Consider the following 14,779-nt stretch of genomic DNA (forward strand, 5'->3'; position numbering starts at 1 on the left):
GGGCATTAAGTAACCCGGTTCGCCACCAGATCCTCCACCACCGCAGGGTCGGCCAGCGTGGACGTATCCCCCAAACTCGACACATCCCCTTCCGCGATTTTCCGCAGTATGCGGCGCATGATCTTGCCTGAGCGGGTCTTTGGCAGGCCCGGCGCGAACTGGAGGGCGTCGGGGGTGGCGATGGGGCCTATCTCCTTTCTCACCCAGTTGCGGAGTTCGGTGCGCAGGTCTTCGCCCGAATCCACCCCGGCGTTCAGCGTCACATAGGCGTAGATGCCCTGGCCCTTCACGTCGTGCGGCATGCCGACGACGGCGGCTTCGGCGACTTTCGGGTGCAACACCAAGGCGCTTTCGACCTCGGCGGTGCCCATACGGTGGCCGCTGACGTTGATGACGTCGTCGACGCGGCCGGTGATCCAGTAGTAACCGTCCTCGTCGCGGCGGCAGCCGTCGCCGGTGAAATATTTGCCGGGGTAGGTGGTGAAATATGTCTGAAAGAAGCGGTCGTGATCGCCCCAGACGGTGCGCATCTGCCCCGGCCAGCTGTGCGTAATGCACAGATTGCCGCTGGTCGCGCCGTCCAGCACCTGCCCGGTTTCGTCGACCAGTTGCGGGCGAACGCCGGGCAACGGCTTCGTCGCGCTGCCGGGTTTAAGGGCGGTCGCGCCGGGGAGGGGGGCGATCAGCGCGCCGCCGGTTTCGGTCTGCCACCAGGTGTCGACGATCGGACAGCGGCCTTCGCCGACGACCTCGTGATACCAGCGCCATGCCTCCGGGTTGATCGGTTCGCCGACGGTGCCGAGCAGCTTCAGGCTCGACCGGTCGGTGGCGGTGACGAACGCGTCGCCTTCCTTCATCAGCGCCCGCAGCGCGGTGGGGGCGGTGAAGAGCGTATGGACCTTGTGCCGGTCGACCACCTGCCAGATGCGGCTGGCGTCGGGCCAGGTCGGCAGGCCTTCGTACATCAACGTCGTCGCGCCGTTCGATAGCGGGCCGTAGAGGATGTAGGTGTGGCCGGTGACCCAGCCGATGTCGGCAGCGCACCAGAAGACGTCCCCGGGGCGATAGTCGAACACCAGTTCGTGCGTGAAACCCGCCCATAACAGGTAACCCGCGGTCGAGTGGAGCACGCCCTTGGGCTTGCCGGTCGATCCGCTGGTGTAGAGGATGAAGAGCGGGTCTTCGGCGTTCATCGGTTCGGGCGGGCAGTCCGCTGGGACGTTCGAGACCGCGTCGTGATACCAGAGGTCGCCGTCGCCCATCTGCACATCGCCGCCGGTCGCCTTCACGACGATGACGGTCTGCAGGCTGGGGGCTTTACCGCGCGCTTCGTCGACGCAGGCCTTCAGCGGGATGCGCTTGCCGCCGCGACGGCCTTCGTCGGCGGTGACGACCAGTTTGGAATCGCAATCGACGATCCGCCCGGCGAGCGCGTCGGCGGAGAAGCCCCCGAACACGACCGAATGGATCGCGCCGACCCGCGCGCAGGCCAGCACCGCGAACGCCGCTTCGGGAATCATCGGCAGATAGATCGTGACGCGGTCGCCCTTCGCCACGCCCTGCGCCTTCAGCACGTTGGCGAAGCGGCAGACCTCGGCGTGGAGTTCGCGGTAGGTGAAGCGGCGCGGTTGCTCGGTCGGGACGTCGGGTTCCCAGATGATGGCGGTCTGATCGCCGCGTTCGGCGAGGTGGCGGTCGAGGCAGTTCGCGCTGACGTTCAGCACGCCGTCCTTGAACCATTCGATATGGAAATCGGCCTCGTCGAACGACCAGTCGCCCGCGATCGTCGGCTCCTTCACCCAATCCAGCCGCTGCGCCTGATCGAGCCAGAAGGCTTGCGGATCGGCGATGCTCACGGCGTACATTTCTTCATAGCGCGCGGCGTCAACCCTGGCGTGCGACGCCCATTCGGCGGGGACGGGATAGACGTCGCTGTCGGCCATGAAGCTCTCCTGTTGCGGGCGTGATGGCGGTCGCCAAGCGGGTTTGCAAGACGGTTGGCGCGCGATGGGTTTCAGGTTAAAACTTATCGTACCAAGGGAGAATGACGATGGCGGGCAATGTTCTGGTGACCGGCGGCAGCGGGTACATCGCGGGGTTCCTGATCCGGCAGCTGGCCGCGGCGGGGTGGACGATCAACACCACGATCCGGAGTCTCGCGAAGGAAGCCGCGGTGGTGCAGCGGCTGGGGGTGCCGGCGGAGCAGGTGCGCTTCTTCGCCGCCGATCTGGAGAACGATGCGGGCTGGGCGGAGGCGGTGGCGGGCTGTACGCACGTCGCGCATCTCGCCTCGCCATTCCCGGTCGATGTACCAAAGAACGAGGACGAATTGATCGTTCCGGCGCGCGAAGGGGCGCTGCGCGCGCTGCGGTTCGCGCGTGATGCGGGGGTGAAGCGGTTCGTGATGACCAGTTCGGCGGCGGCGATCGCTTATGGGCACGATCGCAGCCGGACCAGCTTCACCGAGGCCGACTGGACCAACGTCGATGCTGCGGGTGTGCAGCCGTACATCAAGTCGAAGACGATCGCCGAGCGCGCCGCGCGCGAGTGGGTGGCGCGCGAGGGCGGAGGGATCGAGTTCTGCACGGTGAACCCGGCGGCGATCCTCGGGCCGGTGCTGGGCGACGATTACGCCGCTTCGGTCGAGATCGTGAAGCGGCTGATGGACGGATCGATTCCGGCGTGCCCCGACATCGGTTTCGGCATCGTCGACGTGCGCGACGTGGCCGACCTGCACGTCCGCGCGCTGACGGCCGAAGGCATGGCGGGCGAACGTTTCATCGCGTCGGGGCCGTTCATGAAGATGATCGACGTCGCGCGGGTGGTGAAGGCCGGGATGGGACCGGCGGCGCGCAAGGTTCCGACGCGGCGGCTGCCCGATTTCGCTGTACGGATCTTCGCGATATTCGATCCGGCGGTGCGGCAGCTGACCGGCGAGATCGGCAAGACCCGCGGGATGGACGCGTCCCATGCGAAGGCGGTGCTGGGATGGGAAGCGCGGCCTGTGGAGGGGACGATCCTGGAGACGGCGCGAAGCCTCGTGGAGCACGGGGTGGTGCGGGGTTAATCCTCCCCTGCAAGGGGAGGTGGCGCGCGTTAGCGCGACGGAGGGGTGTCACCCTCCGTTACTGATGTCGACACCCCTCCGTCAGGCTTCGCCTGCCACCTCCCCTTGCAGGGGAGGATTTTAGACCACCCGATACGGCACCACCCGCCGCACCTCCGGCTCCACCACGATCGCGCGATCGGTGGGCGGGAAGGCGCGCTGGTCGCAGTCGTCGCGCGGGCACAGGCGGCAGGAGATGCCGATCGGGGTCGGCGGGCCGGTTCTGTCGATCGCGTCGGCGTAGACGAAATCGCTGGCGTGGATCGCCTCGCAGCCCAGCGCCACGGCATAGCGCCGCGGGCTGCGGGCGAAGCGGCCCGACGGCTTCACCAGCCCCTTCGCCATCGACACGTAGCGCACCCCGTCGGGCGTCTCGGCGTGCTGGACCAGGATGCGGTCGGGGATCGCGACCGCTTCGTGGACGTGCCACAAAGGACACGCACCGCCGAAGCGCGCGAATTGCAGCCGCGTGGCGCTGTGCCGTTTGGTGATGTTGCCCGCCATGTCGACGCGGCAGAAATAGAACGGCACGCCCTCCACGCCGGGGCGCTGCAGCGTCGAGAGCCGGTGGCAGGCCTGTTCGAAACTCACCCCGAAGCGACGCGACAGGCGGTCGATGTCATGCCGCACATCGCGCGCGGCGGCGCGGAACGCGGCGTACGGCATGACGAGCGCACCCGCGGCGTAATTGGCCAGACCGACCGACAGCAGGCGGCGTGCTTCGGGGCTGGAAAGGTCTGCGCCTGCGACGATGTCGGCGATCGGATCGGCGAAGGCGGTCGCGGCGAGGCGGTGCGCGATCAGGAAGCGGCGGCTTTCGGGCGGGAGCGCGGCGTTGAGGGTGAGGGTCGCGCCATCGAAGCGGGCGAGCGGGGCGTCTTCATGCTGGTCGGTGGCGAGTGTGATCGCGAACCGAGAGAGCGCCTGTTCCACGTCGGAGGGGAAATCCTCCGCCGCCCGGTCCAGCACGTCGACGTAATTACCCGCCTCGTGGAACCAGTCGCGCACCGCTTCCCACGGCAAGCGCGCACCAGCGCCCGCTGTCATCGTTTCCTCCGCGATCGCGAGCCGGTCCTCCGCAGCCCGCTTCGCCATGTGCAGCGCGACCAGGCGATCGGCGATCTCGGGGCGTTCCTCCGCCAGTCGCGCGGCGTCCTCGGCAGGCAATGGCGTCAGCGACGGATCGGCGAGCGCCGCGGCGAGCGCGGTCAGGCGGCGGGCGGGGGCCTCGCCCTCGATCGCCGCCAGCGTTTGCGGATAATGTCGCGCAAGCGCCGCGACGACGGCGGCGGTCAGCGGGCGCTCGCCGCCTTCGAGTTGCGAAAGATAGCTGATCGACAGACCGAGCCGCGCCGCCATCGCGCGCTGGTTAAGGCCCGTGGCGCGACGCAACGCGCGAAGCTGATCGCCAGCGTAGAGACGAGTGCGACCCATCAAGCCAGGCTAGTTCGCAAATCTGCCTTTCGCAACTTCGCAAGTTCACATTTGCCACGCGCGCTCCCCGAGGGCAGGAGGCGTGCACGCTCAGGAGATATGGATGTCGTCGACGATCGCCGAACTCGCACGCCGCCGCGACGCCGCCCGGATGGGGGGCGGCGAGAAGCGCATCGCCGCGCAGCACGCCAAGGGCAAGCTGACCGCGCGCGAACGGCTTGATGTGTTGCTCGACGAGAATTCGTTTGAGGAACTCGACATGTTCGTCGAGCATAATTGCGTCGATTTCGGGATGCAGGATCAGGTCATTCCGGGCGACGGCGTGGTCACGGGATCGGGCACGATCAACGGGCGGCTGGTGTTCGTGTTCTCGCAGGACTTCACCGTCTTCGGCGGGTCGCTCAGCGAACGCCACGCGCAGAAAATCTGCAAGGTCATGGACATGGCGCTGAAGGTCGGCGCGCCGGTGATCGGGCTGAACGACAGTGGTGGCGCGCGCATCCAGGAGGGGGTCGCCTCGCTTGGCGGCTATGCCGAGGTGTTCCAGCGCAACGTGCTGGCGTCGGGCGTGGTACCGCAGATCAGCCTCATCATGGGGCCATGCGCGGGCGGCGCGGTGTATTCGCCCGCGATGACCGACTTCATCTTCATGGTGAAGGATTCCAGCTACATGTTCGTCACCGGCCCCGATGTAGTGAAGACGGTGACGAATGAGGTCGTGACGCAGGAGGCGCTGGGCGGCGCGGTGACGCACACGACCAAGACGAGCGTCGCGGACAATGCGTTCGAGGACGATATCGAGGCGCTGCTGGCGGCGCGCGATTTCTTCGATTTCCTGCCCGAGTCCAACCGCGCGGGCGTGCCCGAGCGGCCGACCGCCGATGCGTGGGACCGGATCGAAGACAGCCTGGACACGCTGATTCCAGCAAGCGCCAATCAGCCGTATGACATGCACGAGGTCGTGCGGAAGGTGCTGGACGAGGGTGATTTCTTCGAGGTGCAGCCGAAGCACGCGGCCAACATCCTGATCGGTTTCGGGCGGATCGAGGGGCGGACGGTCGGCGTGGTCGCGAACCAGCCGATGGTGCTGGCTGGGGTGCTGGACATCAATTCGTCGAAGAAGGCGGCGCGCTTCGTGCGCTTCTGCGACGCGTTCGATATCGCGATCCTGACCTTCGTCGACGTGCCGGGGTTCCTGCCGGGTACGGCGCAAGAGCATAACGGTATCATCAAGCACGGCGCGAAGCTGCTGTTCGCTTATGCCGAGGCGACCGTGCCCAAGATCACCGTCATCACGCGCAAGGCCTATGGCGGCGCGTATGACGTGATGGCGTCGAAGCATCTGCGCGGCGATCTGAACTACGCCTGGCCGACCGCCGAGATCGCGGTGATGGGGGCGAAGGGCGCGGTGGAGATCATTTTCCGCGGCAAAACGACGGACGAGATCGCTGAGCGGACGGCGGAATATGAAGCCCGGTTCGCCAACCCGTTCGTGGCGGCGAGCAAGGGGTTCATCGACGAAGTGATCCAGCCGCATTCCACCCGGCGGCGGATCGCGCTGGGGCTACGGAAACTGCGCGGGAAGCAGCTGGAGAATCCGTGGAAGAAGCATGACAATATCCCTCTCTGATCCGGTCGCAAGCCGATCATCGAAGCGGCGCAAGGTCTGGCTGCGGATTGCCGGTGGCTTGGCGCTGGTGCTTCTTGCGCTTGTAGCGGCCGGGGTGTTGCGAGCGCGATCTTTCGACAGCGGTCCACCACCACCGTCTCTTGCGGTGTCGGGGCAACTTCCGATTACGTTGCCGGATGGTCGACGTGCACACTTGCGCGACATGATCCGGCCGGGGATACCGACCGTCATTAACCTTTGGGCAAGCTGGTGTGGCCCCTGCCGGAGTGAAGCGCCACGCTTGGCCGAGTTGCGGCGGTACGGGCGCAATCAACTCAATCTTGTACATCTTAACGTCAGGGACGCGGCGTCATCGGCGCAGGACCGCGCCGATTTTCTCACTGCTGTCGGGCTGCCTTCTTCGAGTTATGCAGTCTTGGATGACGGACGGATTGGCGAACTGACCAGTGCCGCTAACAGTCTCATTCCCCGCACCATTGTCTTTGATGGATCCGGGACGCCGATTGCGACCATAACCGGCTACAAGCCTTTGGCGCTCGCACGGATCAAAGAGCTGGTAAGTCGATGACCGTTGGAGACAATTGATGCGGACCTACACTGCTCGAATGAGCTTCACCGTACCCACCGGTACTAAGGCACGATGGAAAAAAATAGCAAAGGCGCAAGGGATGTCGCTGAGCGAACTCATTCGTCGAGCTACTGCTGAAGATCGTCTCCGCGTGGATGATACGGTGATCCGATGAACCTCGGCCGCCTCAACCATGTCGGCGTCGCGACGCCGTCGATCGAGAAGTCGATCGCGACCTATCGCACGCTGCTCGGCGCGGAGGCGATCGGGGCGCCGTTCGATCTGCCTGCGCAGGGCGTCAAAGTCTGCTTCATCGATGCGCCGAACACGCAGATCGAGTTGATCGAGCCGTATGACGAGAGCTCGCCGATCGCGGGGTATCTGAAGAAGAACCCGGCGGGGGGGCAGCATCATGTTTGTTTCGAGGTGCCCGACATCACGCAAGCCGTCTTCGAGCTGAAGGCGAACGGCGCGACGGTGCTGGGCGAACCGCGGATCGGCGCGCACGGGACGCCGATCGTGTTCGTCCATCCGAAGGATTTCGGCGGCGTGCTGGTGGAATTGATGGAGACGCCGAGGGAGGCGCACTGACCACAGCCCGCTCATCCCGAGGAGGCATTGAGCTTGTCGAAATGCCTTCTCGAAGGATCGTGGTTCGAGACGATGCTTCGACAAGCTCGGCATCTCCTCACCATGAGCGGGCAGGGAAACGAATCTAGGAGAGAAGAATGCCCGAATACGAGACGATCCTGACCGAGAAGCGCGGCGACGTGATGGTCATCACGTTGAACCGCCCCGAGCGCCTGAACGCCGCGCCGCCGCAGATGGCGGATGATCTGGCGGTGGCGCTGCGCAACCTGGACGGCGCGCGCGCGGTGCTGATCACCGGGCAGGGGCGGGCGTTCTGTTCGGGGGCCGACCTGCAGGCGCGTGGCGGCGCGAGCGCGGTCAGCGGCGGCGATGTCAGTCATCAGGCGCTGTCGCGGCACTATAACCCGACGATGGTGGTGCTGAGCGAACTCGACGTGCCGATCGTCACTGCGGTCAATGGTCCGGCGGCGGGTGTGGGGTGTTCGATCGCGCTGTGCGGCGATTTCGTCGTAGCGGGAAAGAGCGCGTATTTCTTGCAGGCGTTCGTTAATATCGGGCTGGTGCCGGACGGCGGATCGACGTGGATTCTCGCCAAGACATTGGGCAAGGCGCGCGCGACGCAGATGATGATGCTGGGCGAACGGATTTCGGCCGAGCAGGCGGAAAGCTGGGGCCTGATCTACAAGGCGGTAGAAGATGCGGCGCTGATGGACGAGGCGCTGGCGCTGGCGACGCGGCTGGCGGCGGGGCCGACCGTGGCGCTGGGATCGATGCGGCGCACGATCAAGCTGGCGCTGGACGGGTCGTTCGAACAGGTGTTGGCGGCGGAGGCCGCGGGGCAGCGGATCGCGGGCGGATCGGCCGATGCGCGCGAGGGGGGGCGGAGCTTCCTCGAGAAGCGCAAGCCGGTGTTTGCGGGGAAGTGAGCTCTGCCCCCACAGCTTTACCACCCCGGCGAACGCCGGGGTCCAGTGTCGAGGTATCTTGTGACTGAGGACTTCGCTCCGTTCCGACGACCTTTGCAACTGGACCCCGGCGTTCGCCGGGGAGGTGAGTAAGAAATGACCGACACGAAACCCACCCTCGACGACTGGGCCGCCGCCGCCGCGAAGGAGGTGAAGGGCGCGGACCTGACGTGGCCGACGCCGGAGGGGATCGACGTCAAGCCGCTCTACACTGCCGAGGACGTGACCGAAGACCCAGGCCTGCCCGGCTTCGCGCCGTTCACGCGCGGGGTGCGCGCGTCGATGTATGCGGGGCGGCCGTGGACGATCCGGCAATATGCGGGTTTCTCGACTGCGGAGGAATCGAACGCCTTCTACCGCCGCAACCTGGCTGCGGGGCAGAAGGGGCTTTCGGTCGCGTTCGACCTCGCGACGCATCGCGGCTACGATTCCGATCACCCGCGCGTGACCGGCGACGTCGGCAAGGCGGGCGTCGCGATCGACAGCGTCGAGGACATGAAGATCCTGTTCGACGGCATCCCGCTCGACCAGATGAGCGTCAGCATGACGATGAACGGCGCGGTCATCCCGATCCTCGCCTTCTTCATTGTCGCGGGGGAAGAACAGGGCGTGCCCCGCGCCAAACTCGACGGAACCATCCAGAACGACATCCTGAAGGAGTTCATGGTCCGCAACACATATATCTACCCGCCCGAACCATCGATGCGCATCATCAGCGATATCTTCGGTTACACCAGCCGCGAGATGCCGAAGTTCAACAGCATCTCGATCAGCGGCTATCATATGCAGGAGGCGGGGGCGACGCAGCTGCATGAGCTGGCGTTCACGATCGCCGACGGCATGGAATATGTGAAATACGGCGTTGCTTCCGGCCTCGACATCGACAAGTTCGCCGGGCGGCTGTCGTTCTTCTTCGCGATCGGCATGAATTTCTTCATGGAGATCGCGAAACTGCGCGCCGCGCGGGTGCTGTGGCACCGCGTGATGACGCAATTGGGCGCGAAGGACGAACGCAGCAAGATGCTGCGGACGCATTGCCAGACCAGTGGTGTGTCGCTGACCGAGCAGGACCCGTATAACAACGTCATGCGCACCACCATTGAGGCGATGGCGGCGATGCTGGGCGGTACGCAGTCGCTTCACACCAACGCGCTGGACGAGGCGATCGCGCTCCCCACCGATTTCTCCGCCCGCATCGCGCGCAACACGCAGATCGTGATCCAGGAAGAAACGGGCATGACGAAGGTCGTCGATCCCTTGGGCGGCAGTTATTACGTCGAGAGCCTGACGCAAAGCCTGGTCGACGGCGCGTGGGAGATCATCGAGCGCGTGCAGGCCGAAGGCGGGATGGCGAAGGCGGTGGCCGCCGGCTGGCCCAAGGCAATGATCGAGGAAGCGAGCGCGGCTCGCGCGGCTCGGGTCGATCGCGGTGAGGACGTGATTGTCGGGGTCAACAAATACAAGCTCGCGCAGCAGGATGCTATCGAGATCCTCGACGTGGATAACTTCGCGGTGCGGGAATCGCAGATCCGGCGGATCGAGCGGGTGAAGGCGACGCGGGATGAGGCGGCGTGCCAGTCCGCGCTGGATGCGTTGCGCGAGGGTGCGAAGGGTAGCGGGAATCTCCTCGCGCTCGCCGTCGACGCCGCCCGCACTCGCGCCACGCTCGGGGAAATCTCGCAGGCGATGGAGGATGTGTTCGGCCGCTATGGGACTCAGCCGACGCCGGTGAAGGGTATCTACGGCGGCGCATATGTCGACGACGCGCGCTGGGCGCGGCTTGAGGACGGCGTGGAGGCGACCGAACGGCGGCTGGGGCGCAAACCGCGGATGCTGGTCGCCAAGATGGGGCAGGACGGGCACGATCGCGGCGCGAACCTCGTGTCGTCGATGTTCGGTGATCTGGGGTTTGAGATCGTGCCGGGGCCGTTGTTCCAGACCCCGTCCGAAGCCGCGAAGCTGGCGCTCGAAAAGGACGTCGACGTCGTCGGCGCGTCCAGCCTCGCGGCGGGGCACAAGACGTTGATCCCCGAGCTGATCGGTCACCTGAAGGACGCCGGTCGCGCCGATATCAAGGTGATCGCGGGCGGGGTGATCCCCGCGCAGGATTACCAGGCGCTGCGTGACGCCGGGGTGCAGGCGATCTTCGGCCCCGGCACCAATTTGATCCAGGCGGCGGAGGAGGTGTTGCGGCTGCTCGGCCACAATATGCCGCCGCAAGAGGAAGCTGCTGAATGAACGTCCATCTTGCCACCACCCCGGCGAACGCCGGGGTCCAGTTGCGAGCAGCCCGATGCTGGACCCCGGCGTTCGCCGGGGTGGTAGTTTTTCTTCTGGGCTGCGCGCCCGCCATCGCGCAAACCCAGTCACAGATGAACGCGGGCGCGGGCAACGATCTACGCGCCGCCGACGCCACGATGACCGCGCAGTGGAAGCGGACTTATGCGGCGATGAAGCGGCGCGATGCGCAGGACACTTCGCGTGGCGGCGGGTTCGGCTATGCTGCGGCGTTGCTCGAAAGCCAGCGCGCGTGGCTCAAATTCCGCGATACGCAGTGCGTGATCGAGGGTGGCGAGTTCGCCGGCGGATCGCTGCAGCCGATGGTGCGCGGGAACTGCCTGACGCGGCTGACGCGCGAACGGACGAAGCAATTGGAGAATTTGTTGTGGAAGCGGTGATCGAGCGCGAGGCTGTGGAGCGAGAGGCGGTGCGCACCGATTGGACCCGCGAAGAAATCGCCGCGCTGTTCGACCTGCCGTTCGACGATCTGATGTTCCGCGCGCAGACCGTCCACCGCGCGCATCATGCGGCGGGGGAGGTGCAGCTTTGCACCCTGCTGTCGATCAAGACCGGCGGCTGCCCGGAGGATTGCGGTTATTGCTCGCAATCCAAATCCGCCGACAGCGGGGTCAAGGCGACGAAGCTGATGGACCCGCGCGCGGTGCTGCAGATGGCGGCGCAGGCGAAGGACAGCGGGTCGCAACGCTTCTGCATGGGCGCGGCGTGGCGCAACCCGAAGGACCGCGACATGCCCGCCATCGTCGAGATGGTGAAGGGCGTGCGCCAGATGGGCATGGAAACCTGCATGACGCTGGGGATGCTGACGCCGAAACAGGCGGGGATGCTCGCCGATGCGGGGCTCGATTACTACAACCACAATATCGACACCTCGCCCGAGCGGTACGAGTCCGTCATCACCACGCGGACCTTTGGCGAGCGGCTGGAGACGCTGGAGCATGTGCGCGAGGCCGGGATCAACGTCTGCTGCGGCGGGATCGTCGGGATGGGCGAGACGCGCGCCGACCGCGTCGGTTTCGTCCACGCACTCGCCACGCTGCCGCGGCATCCCGAGAGCGTGCCGGTCAATGCGCTGGTGCCGGTGAAGGGCACGGTGCTGGGCGACATGCTCGCCGACACGCCGCTGGCCAAGATCGACGACATCGAATTCGTCCGGACGGTGGCGGTCGCGCGGATCACGATGCCGCTGAGCATGATGCGGCTGTCGGCGGGGCGCGAGTCTATGTCCGAGGCGACGCAGGCGTTGTGTTTCATGGCGGGCGCGAACTCGATCTTCACCGGCGACAAGTTGCTGACGACCGGCAACCGCGGCGACAGCGCGGACGCGGCGTTGATGGCGAAGCTGGGGCTGCGGCCGATGACGGCGGATGAGCCGATGCGGGTGGGCGCGTGATATGCCGACTGTGCTGCGGATCGGGGCTTTCCGTTTCTATTTCTACAGCCACGAGCCGAACGAGCCGCCGCACGTGCATGTTGATCGCGGCGAGGCGACGATGAAGGTCTGGCTTGAGCCGGTCGAGGTCGCCAAGAGCCGCGGGTTCCGCGCGCATGAGATCAATGGCATTGTCGCGATGGTCGCGGAGCATCGCGAGCGTCTGCTGGAGGCGTGGCATGAATATTTCGGCTAGGGTGACCGACGAGCGCATTCTCGACGTGCGGTTCGACGACGCCAGCCTGATCGTCGATCTGATGGACGGACGGACGATCTCCGCCCCGCTCGCCTGGTATCCGCGCCTGTTGCACGCGACGCCTGACCAACGCTTGCGGTGGGAAAAGGCCGGGGCAGGTTACGGCATCCACTGGCCCGAGATCGACGAAGACCTGAATAGCGAGGGACTGCTCCGTGGCGCGCCGTCGCCGAAAGCGGCGTGAAGCGTGCTTCGATTATTGTTGGTTCGTTGCTGTATTTTGCAGTGCTGACAGCCGGTTTCTTCTTGATCGCGACGCGGTGCGCCGGTGTCATTGGAGCCTGCAACGACAACGGCGCTGCGTTCGAATCGACGTTTGTCTGGTGCGGCGGCGCGTTGCTCTACCTGATCGTTTTTCTCATTATTTCGTACAGGCACAGGGCATAGATTAGAGATGTTCAAAAAAATCCTGGTCGCCAATCGCGGCGAGATCGCGTGTCGGGTGTTTCGCACCGCCAAGAAGATGGGGCTGAAGACCGTCGCGGTATATTCGGATGCCGATGCGCGGTCCCCGCACGTGCTGATGGCGGACGAGGCGGTGCGGCTGGGGCCGGCGCCCGCGGCTGACTCGTACCTCAAGGCCGAGCTGATCCTGCTCGCCGCGAAGGAGACGGGGGCGGATTGTATTCATCCCGGCTATGGCTTCCTGTCCGAGCGCGAGAGCTTCGCGCGGGCCTGCGCGGAGGCGGGGATCGCCTTTGTCGGACCGCCGCCGAATGCGATCGCGGCGATGGGGGACAAGATCGAATCGAAGAAGCTCGCCAAGGCCGCGGGGGTCAATGTCGTCCCGGGCTTCCTGGGCGAGATCGCCGATACCGACGAGGCGGTGCGTATCGCCACCGACATCGGCTATCCGGTGATGATGAAGGCCAGCGCGGGCGGCGGCGGCAAGGGGATGCGGCTGGCATATAGCGAACAGGACGTGCACGAAGGGTTCGAGGCGACCAAGCGCGAGGGGCTGGCCAGCTTCGGCGACGACCGCGTGTTCATCGAAAAGTTCATCGAAAGCCCGCGCCATATCGAAATCCAGGTGATCGGCGATCAGCACGGCAACGTCGTGTACCTGAACGAACGCGAATGCTCGATCCAGCGCCGCCACCAGAAGGTGGTCGAGGAAGCGCCGTCGCCGTTCGTGACGCCGAAGATGCGCAAGGCGATGGGCGAACAGGCGGTCGCGCTGGCGCAGGCGGTGGGTTATTATTCGGCGGGAACGGTCGAGCTGATCGTGTCGGGTGCGGATACCACGGGCGAGGGATTCTACTTCCTCGAGATGAACACCCGGCTGCAGGTGGAACATCCGGTGACCGAGGAGATCACCGGCGTCGATCTGGTCGAACTGATGATCCGCGTCGCGGCGGGGGAAAAGCTGCCGTTTGGGCAGGATGATGTCGGGATCAATGGCTGGGCGATCGAGAACCGGGTGTATGCCGAGGATCCGTATCGCGGGTTTTTGCCCAGTATCGGGCGGCTGGTTCGGTATAATCCTCCTTCCTCCTCCGTCATTGCGAGCGAAGCGAAGCAAGCCAGTGACGGACCGCGTGACTCTGGGTTGCTTCGCTCCGCTCGCAATGACGATGTTGTGGTCCGCGTCGACGACGGTGTTACCGAGGGCGGCGAGGTGTCGATGTTCTACGACCCGATGATCGCGAAGCTCATTACCTGGGCGCCGACGCGCGAGGCGGCGATCGATGCGCAGATTGCGGCGCTCGATGCGTTCGAGATCGACGGGCCGGGCAACAACATCGACTTCCTGTCCGCGCTGATGCAGCACCCGCGTTTCCGGTCGGGGAACATCACGACCGGCTTCATCGCGGAGGAATATCCCGACGGTTTCCACGGCGCGCCCGCGTCCGACGAACTGGTCCGCACGCTGGCGGGCGTCGCGGCGTTCGCGGCGACCGCAGAGGCGGATCGGGCGCGGCGGGTCGACGGACAGCTTGGCGACAAGCTGCAGCCGCCCGCCGACTGGGTAGTGCGGATCGGGAAGGTCGATCATGCGGTGACGATCTCGACCGATGGGCTCGTCGTGGACGGCGAAGAGATCGTGGCCGCGATGGAATATACGCCGGGCGACCGGATGGTGCTGGTGGAGAGCCTGTCCGATGACGGCGCGGACCTGAGCGTCCGCATCGCTAGGACGCGCACCGGGTTCAGGCTGACCACCCGCGGCGCGTCGCACATCGCCCGCGTCCTGCCCGCGCGGGTCGCGCCTTATGCCAATCACCTGATCGACAAGGTGCCGCCCGATTTGTCCAAATTCCTGATCGCGCCGATGCCGGGGCTGTTGGTGCGGCTGGACGTGGGCGTCGGTGACCGGGTCGAGGCGGGGCAGCCGCTGGCGGTGGTCGAGGCGATGAAGATGGAGAATATCCTGCGCGCGGAGAAATCGGCGGTGGTGAAGGCGATCAGCGCGCAGCAGGGGGAAAGCCTGAGCGTTGATCAGGTGATTCTGGAGTTGGAGTAAGGCGCGAACCGGGCATCCCAAAACCCGCTCATCCT

14 protein-coding genes are annotated in these 14,779 nt (G+C 65.6%); 12 read left to right on the top strand and 2 right to left on the bottom strand.

All coding sequences use genetic code 11. The features are described from left to right. Nucleotides 1–5: 5 nt before the first annotated feature. Nucleotides 6–1,943, bottom strand: a complete 1,938-nt coding sequence (acs, locus tag M0208_RS16020; protein WP_258892666.1) for an acetate--CoA ligase — start codon at nucleotides 1,941–1,943, stop codon at nucleotides 6–8. Between the two features lie 107 nt (nucleotides 1,944–2,050). Between acs and M0208_RS16025 the strand changes: the two genes are divergently transcribed. Beyond that, entirely contained in the window at nucleotides 2,051–3,067 is a 1,017-nt protein-coding gene (locus M0208_RS16025) for an NAD-dependent epimerase/dehydratase family protein (protein ID WP_258892667.1), read from the top strand. Between the two features lie 120 nt (nucleotides 3,068–3,187). On the opposite strand, the gene M0208_RS16030 is transcribed toward M0208_RS16025, so the two are convergent. Then, nucleotides 3,188–4,540, bottom strand: a complete 1,353-nt coding sequence (locus tag M0208_RS16030) for a short-chain fatty acyl-CoA regulator family protein (protein WP_258892668.1) — start codon at nucleotides 4,538–4,540, stop codon at nucleotides 3,188–3,190. 103 nt (nucleotides 4,541–4,643) lie between these two features. Here M0208_RS16030 and M0208_RS16035 point away from each other — a divergent pair, with 103 nt between their 5' ends. The 11 genes from M0208_RS16035 to M0208_RS16085 all read left to right on the top strand — a co-directional run bounded on the left by M0208_RS16035 (nucleotide 4,644) and on the right by M0208_RS16085 (nucleotide 14,744). Then, entirely contained in the window at nucleotides 4,644–6,170 is a 1,527-nt protein-coding gene (locus M0208_RS16035; protein ID WP_258892669.1) for an acyl-CoA carboxylase subunit beta, read from the top strand. Next, nucleotides 6,151–6,738 carry a TlpA disulfide reductase family protein gene (locus M0208_RS16040; RefSeq protein WP_258892670.1) on the top strand — a complete coding sequence of 196 codons (588 nt, stop codon included), beginning with the start codon at nucleotides 6,151–6,153 and terminating at the stop codon, nucleotides 6,736–6,738. Before M0208_RS16035 ends, M0208_RS16040 begins: the two co-directional genes overlap by 20 nt. A 171-nt stretch (nucleotides 6,739–6,909) precedes the next feature. Next, nucleotides 6,910–7,329 carry a methylmalonyl-CoA epimerase gene (gene mce, locus M0208_RS16045; protein WP_258892671.1) on the top strand — a complete coding sequence of 140 codons (420 nt, stop codon included), beginning with the start codon at nucleotides 6,910–6,912 and terminating at the stop codon, nucleotides 7,327–7,329. A gap of 137 nt (nucleotides 7,330–7,466) precedes the next feature. Further along, nucleotides 7,467–8,255: an enoyl-CoA hydratase-related protein gene (locus M0208_RS16050; RefSeq protein ID WP_258892672.1), complete on the top strand. Its 789-nt coding sequence runs from the start codon at nucleotides 7,467–7,469 to the stop codon at nucleotides 8,253–8,255. A 135-nt stretch (nucleotides 8,256–8,390) separates the two neighbouring features. After that, nucleotides 8,391–10,532, top strand: a complete 2,142-nt coding sequence (scpA, locus tag M0208_RS16055) for a methylmalonyl-CoA mutase (protein WP_258892673.1) — start codon at nucleotides 8,391–8,393, stop codon at nucleotides 10,530–10,532. Next, nucleotides 10,529–10,972, top strand: coding sequence for a lysozyme inhibitor LprI family protein (locus M0208_RS16060; protein WP_258892674.1), 444 nt, complete (start codon nucleotides 10,529–10,531; stop codon nucleotides 10,970–10,972). Before scpA ends, M0208_RS16060 begins: the two co-directional genes overlap by 4 nt. Next, a complete protein-coding gene (gene bioB, locus M0208_RS16065) occupies nucleotides 10,960–11,985 on the top strand; it encodes a biotin synthase BioB (RefSeq protein ID WP_258892675.1) in 1,026 nt (341 codons plus the stop codon). Before M0208_RS16060 ends, bioB begins: the two co-directional genes overlap by 13 nt. Before the next feature lies 1 nt (nucleotide 11,986). After that, complete coding sequence (locus M0208_RS16070; RefSeq protein ID WP_258892676.1) at nucleotides 11,987–12,220, top strand: DUF4160 domain-containing protein; 234 nt, start codon at nucleotides 11,987–11,989, stop codon at nucleotides 12,218–12,220. Then, nucleotides 12,204–12,464, top strand: a complete 261-nt coding sequence (locus M0208_RS16075; protein ID WP_258892677.1) for a DUF2442 domain-containing protein — start codon at nucleotides 12,204–12,206, stop codon at nucleotides 12,462–12,464. Before M0208_RS16070 ends, M0208_RS16075 begins: the two co-directional genes overlap by 17 nt. Then, entirely contained in the window at nucleotides 12,461–12,667 is a 207-nt protein-coding gene (locus M0208_RS16080; protein WP_258892678.1) for a hypothetical protein, read from the top strand. Before M0208_RS16075 ends, M0208_RS16080 begins: the two co-directional genes overlap by 4 nt. Nucleotides 12,668–12,674: 7 nt before the next feature. After that, nucleotides 12,675–14,744, top strand: a complete 2,070-nt coding sequence (locus tag M0208_RS16085) for an acetyl/propionyl/methylcrotonyl-CoA carboxylase subunit alpha (protein ID WP_258892679.1) — start codon at nucleotides 12,675–12,677, stop codon at nucleotides 14,742–14,744. Nucleotides 14,745–14,779 lie beyond the last annotated feature (35 nt).

The organism is Sphingomonas sp. SUN019 (genome assembly GCF_024758705.1).
GTDB lineage: Bacteria > Pseudomonadota > Alphaproteobacteria > Sphingomonadales > Sphingomonadaceae > Sphingomonas.

What these genes read in the sequence shown, in the direction of transcription:
- acs (WP_258892666.1), bottom strand. Translation starts at nt 1,943, where the DNA reads ATGGCCGACAGCGACGTCTATCCCGTCCCCGCCGAATGGGCGTCGCAC.
- M0208_RS16025 (WP_258892667.1), top strand. Translation starts at nt 2,051, where the DNA reads ATGGCGGGCAATGTTCTGGTGACCGGCGGCAGCGGGTACATCGCGGGG.
- M0208_RS16030 (WP_258892668.1), bottom strand. Translation starts at nt 4,540, where the DNA reads ATGGGTCGCACTCGTCTCTACGCTGGCGATCAGCTTCGCGCGTTGCGT.
- M0208_RS16035 (WP_258892669.1), top strand. Translation starts at nt 4,644, where the DNA reads ATGTCGTCGACGATCGCCGAACTCGCACGCCGCCGCGACGCCGCCCGG.
- M0208_RS16040 (WP_258892670.1), top strand. Translation starts at nt 6,151, where the DNA reads ATGACAATATCCCTCTCTGATCCGGTCGCAAGCCGATCATCGAAGCGG.
- mce (WP_258892671.1), top strand. Translation starts at nt 6,910, where the DNA reads ATGAACCTCGGCCGCCTCAACCATGTCGGCGTCGCGACGCCGTCGATC.
- M0208_RS16050 (WP_258892672.1), top strand. Translation starts at nt 7,467, where the DNA reads ATGCCCGAATACGAGACGATCCTGACCGAGAAGCGCGGCGACGTGATG.
- scpA (WP_258892673.1), top strand. Translation starts at nt 8,391, where the DNA reads ATGACCGACACGAAACCCACCCTCGACGACTGGGCCGCCGCCGCCGCG.
- M0208_RS16060 (WP_258892674.1), top strand. Translation starts at nt 10,529, where the DNA reads ATGAACGTCCATCTTGCCACCACCCCGGCGAACGCCGGGGTCCAGTTG.
- M0208_RS16070 (WP_258892676.1), top strand. Translation starts at nt 11,987, where the DNA reads ATGCCGACTGTGCTGCGGATCGGGGCTTTCCGTTTCTATTTCTACAGC.
- M0208_RS16075 (WP_258892677.1), top strand. Translation starts at nt 12,204, where the DNA reads ATGAATATTTCGGCTAGGGTGACCGACGAGCGCATTCTCGACGTGCGG.
- M0208_RS16085 (WP_258892679.1), top strand. Translation starts at nt 12,675, where the DNA reads ATGTTCAAAAAAATCCTGGTCGCCAATCGCGGCGAGATCGCGTGTCGG.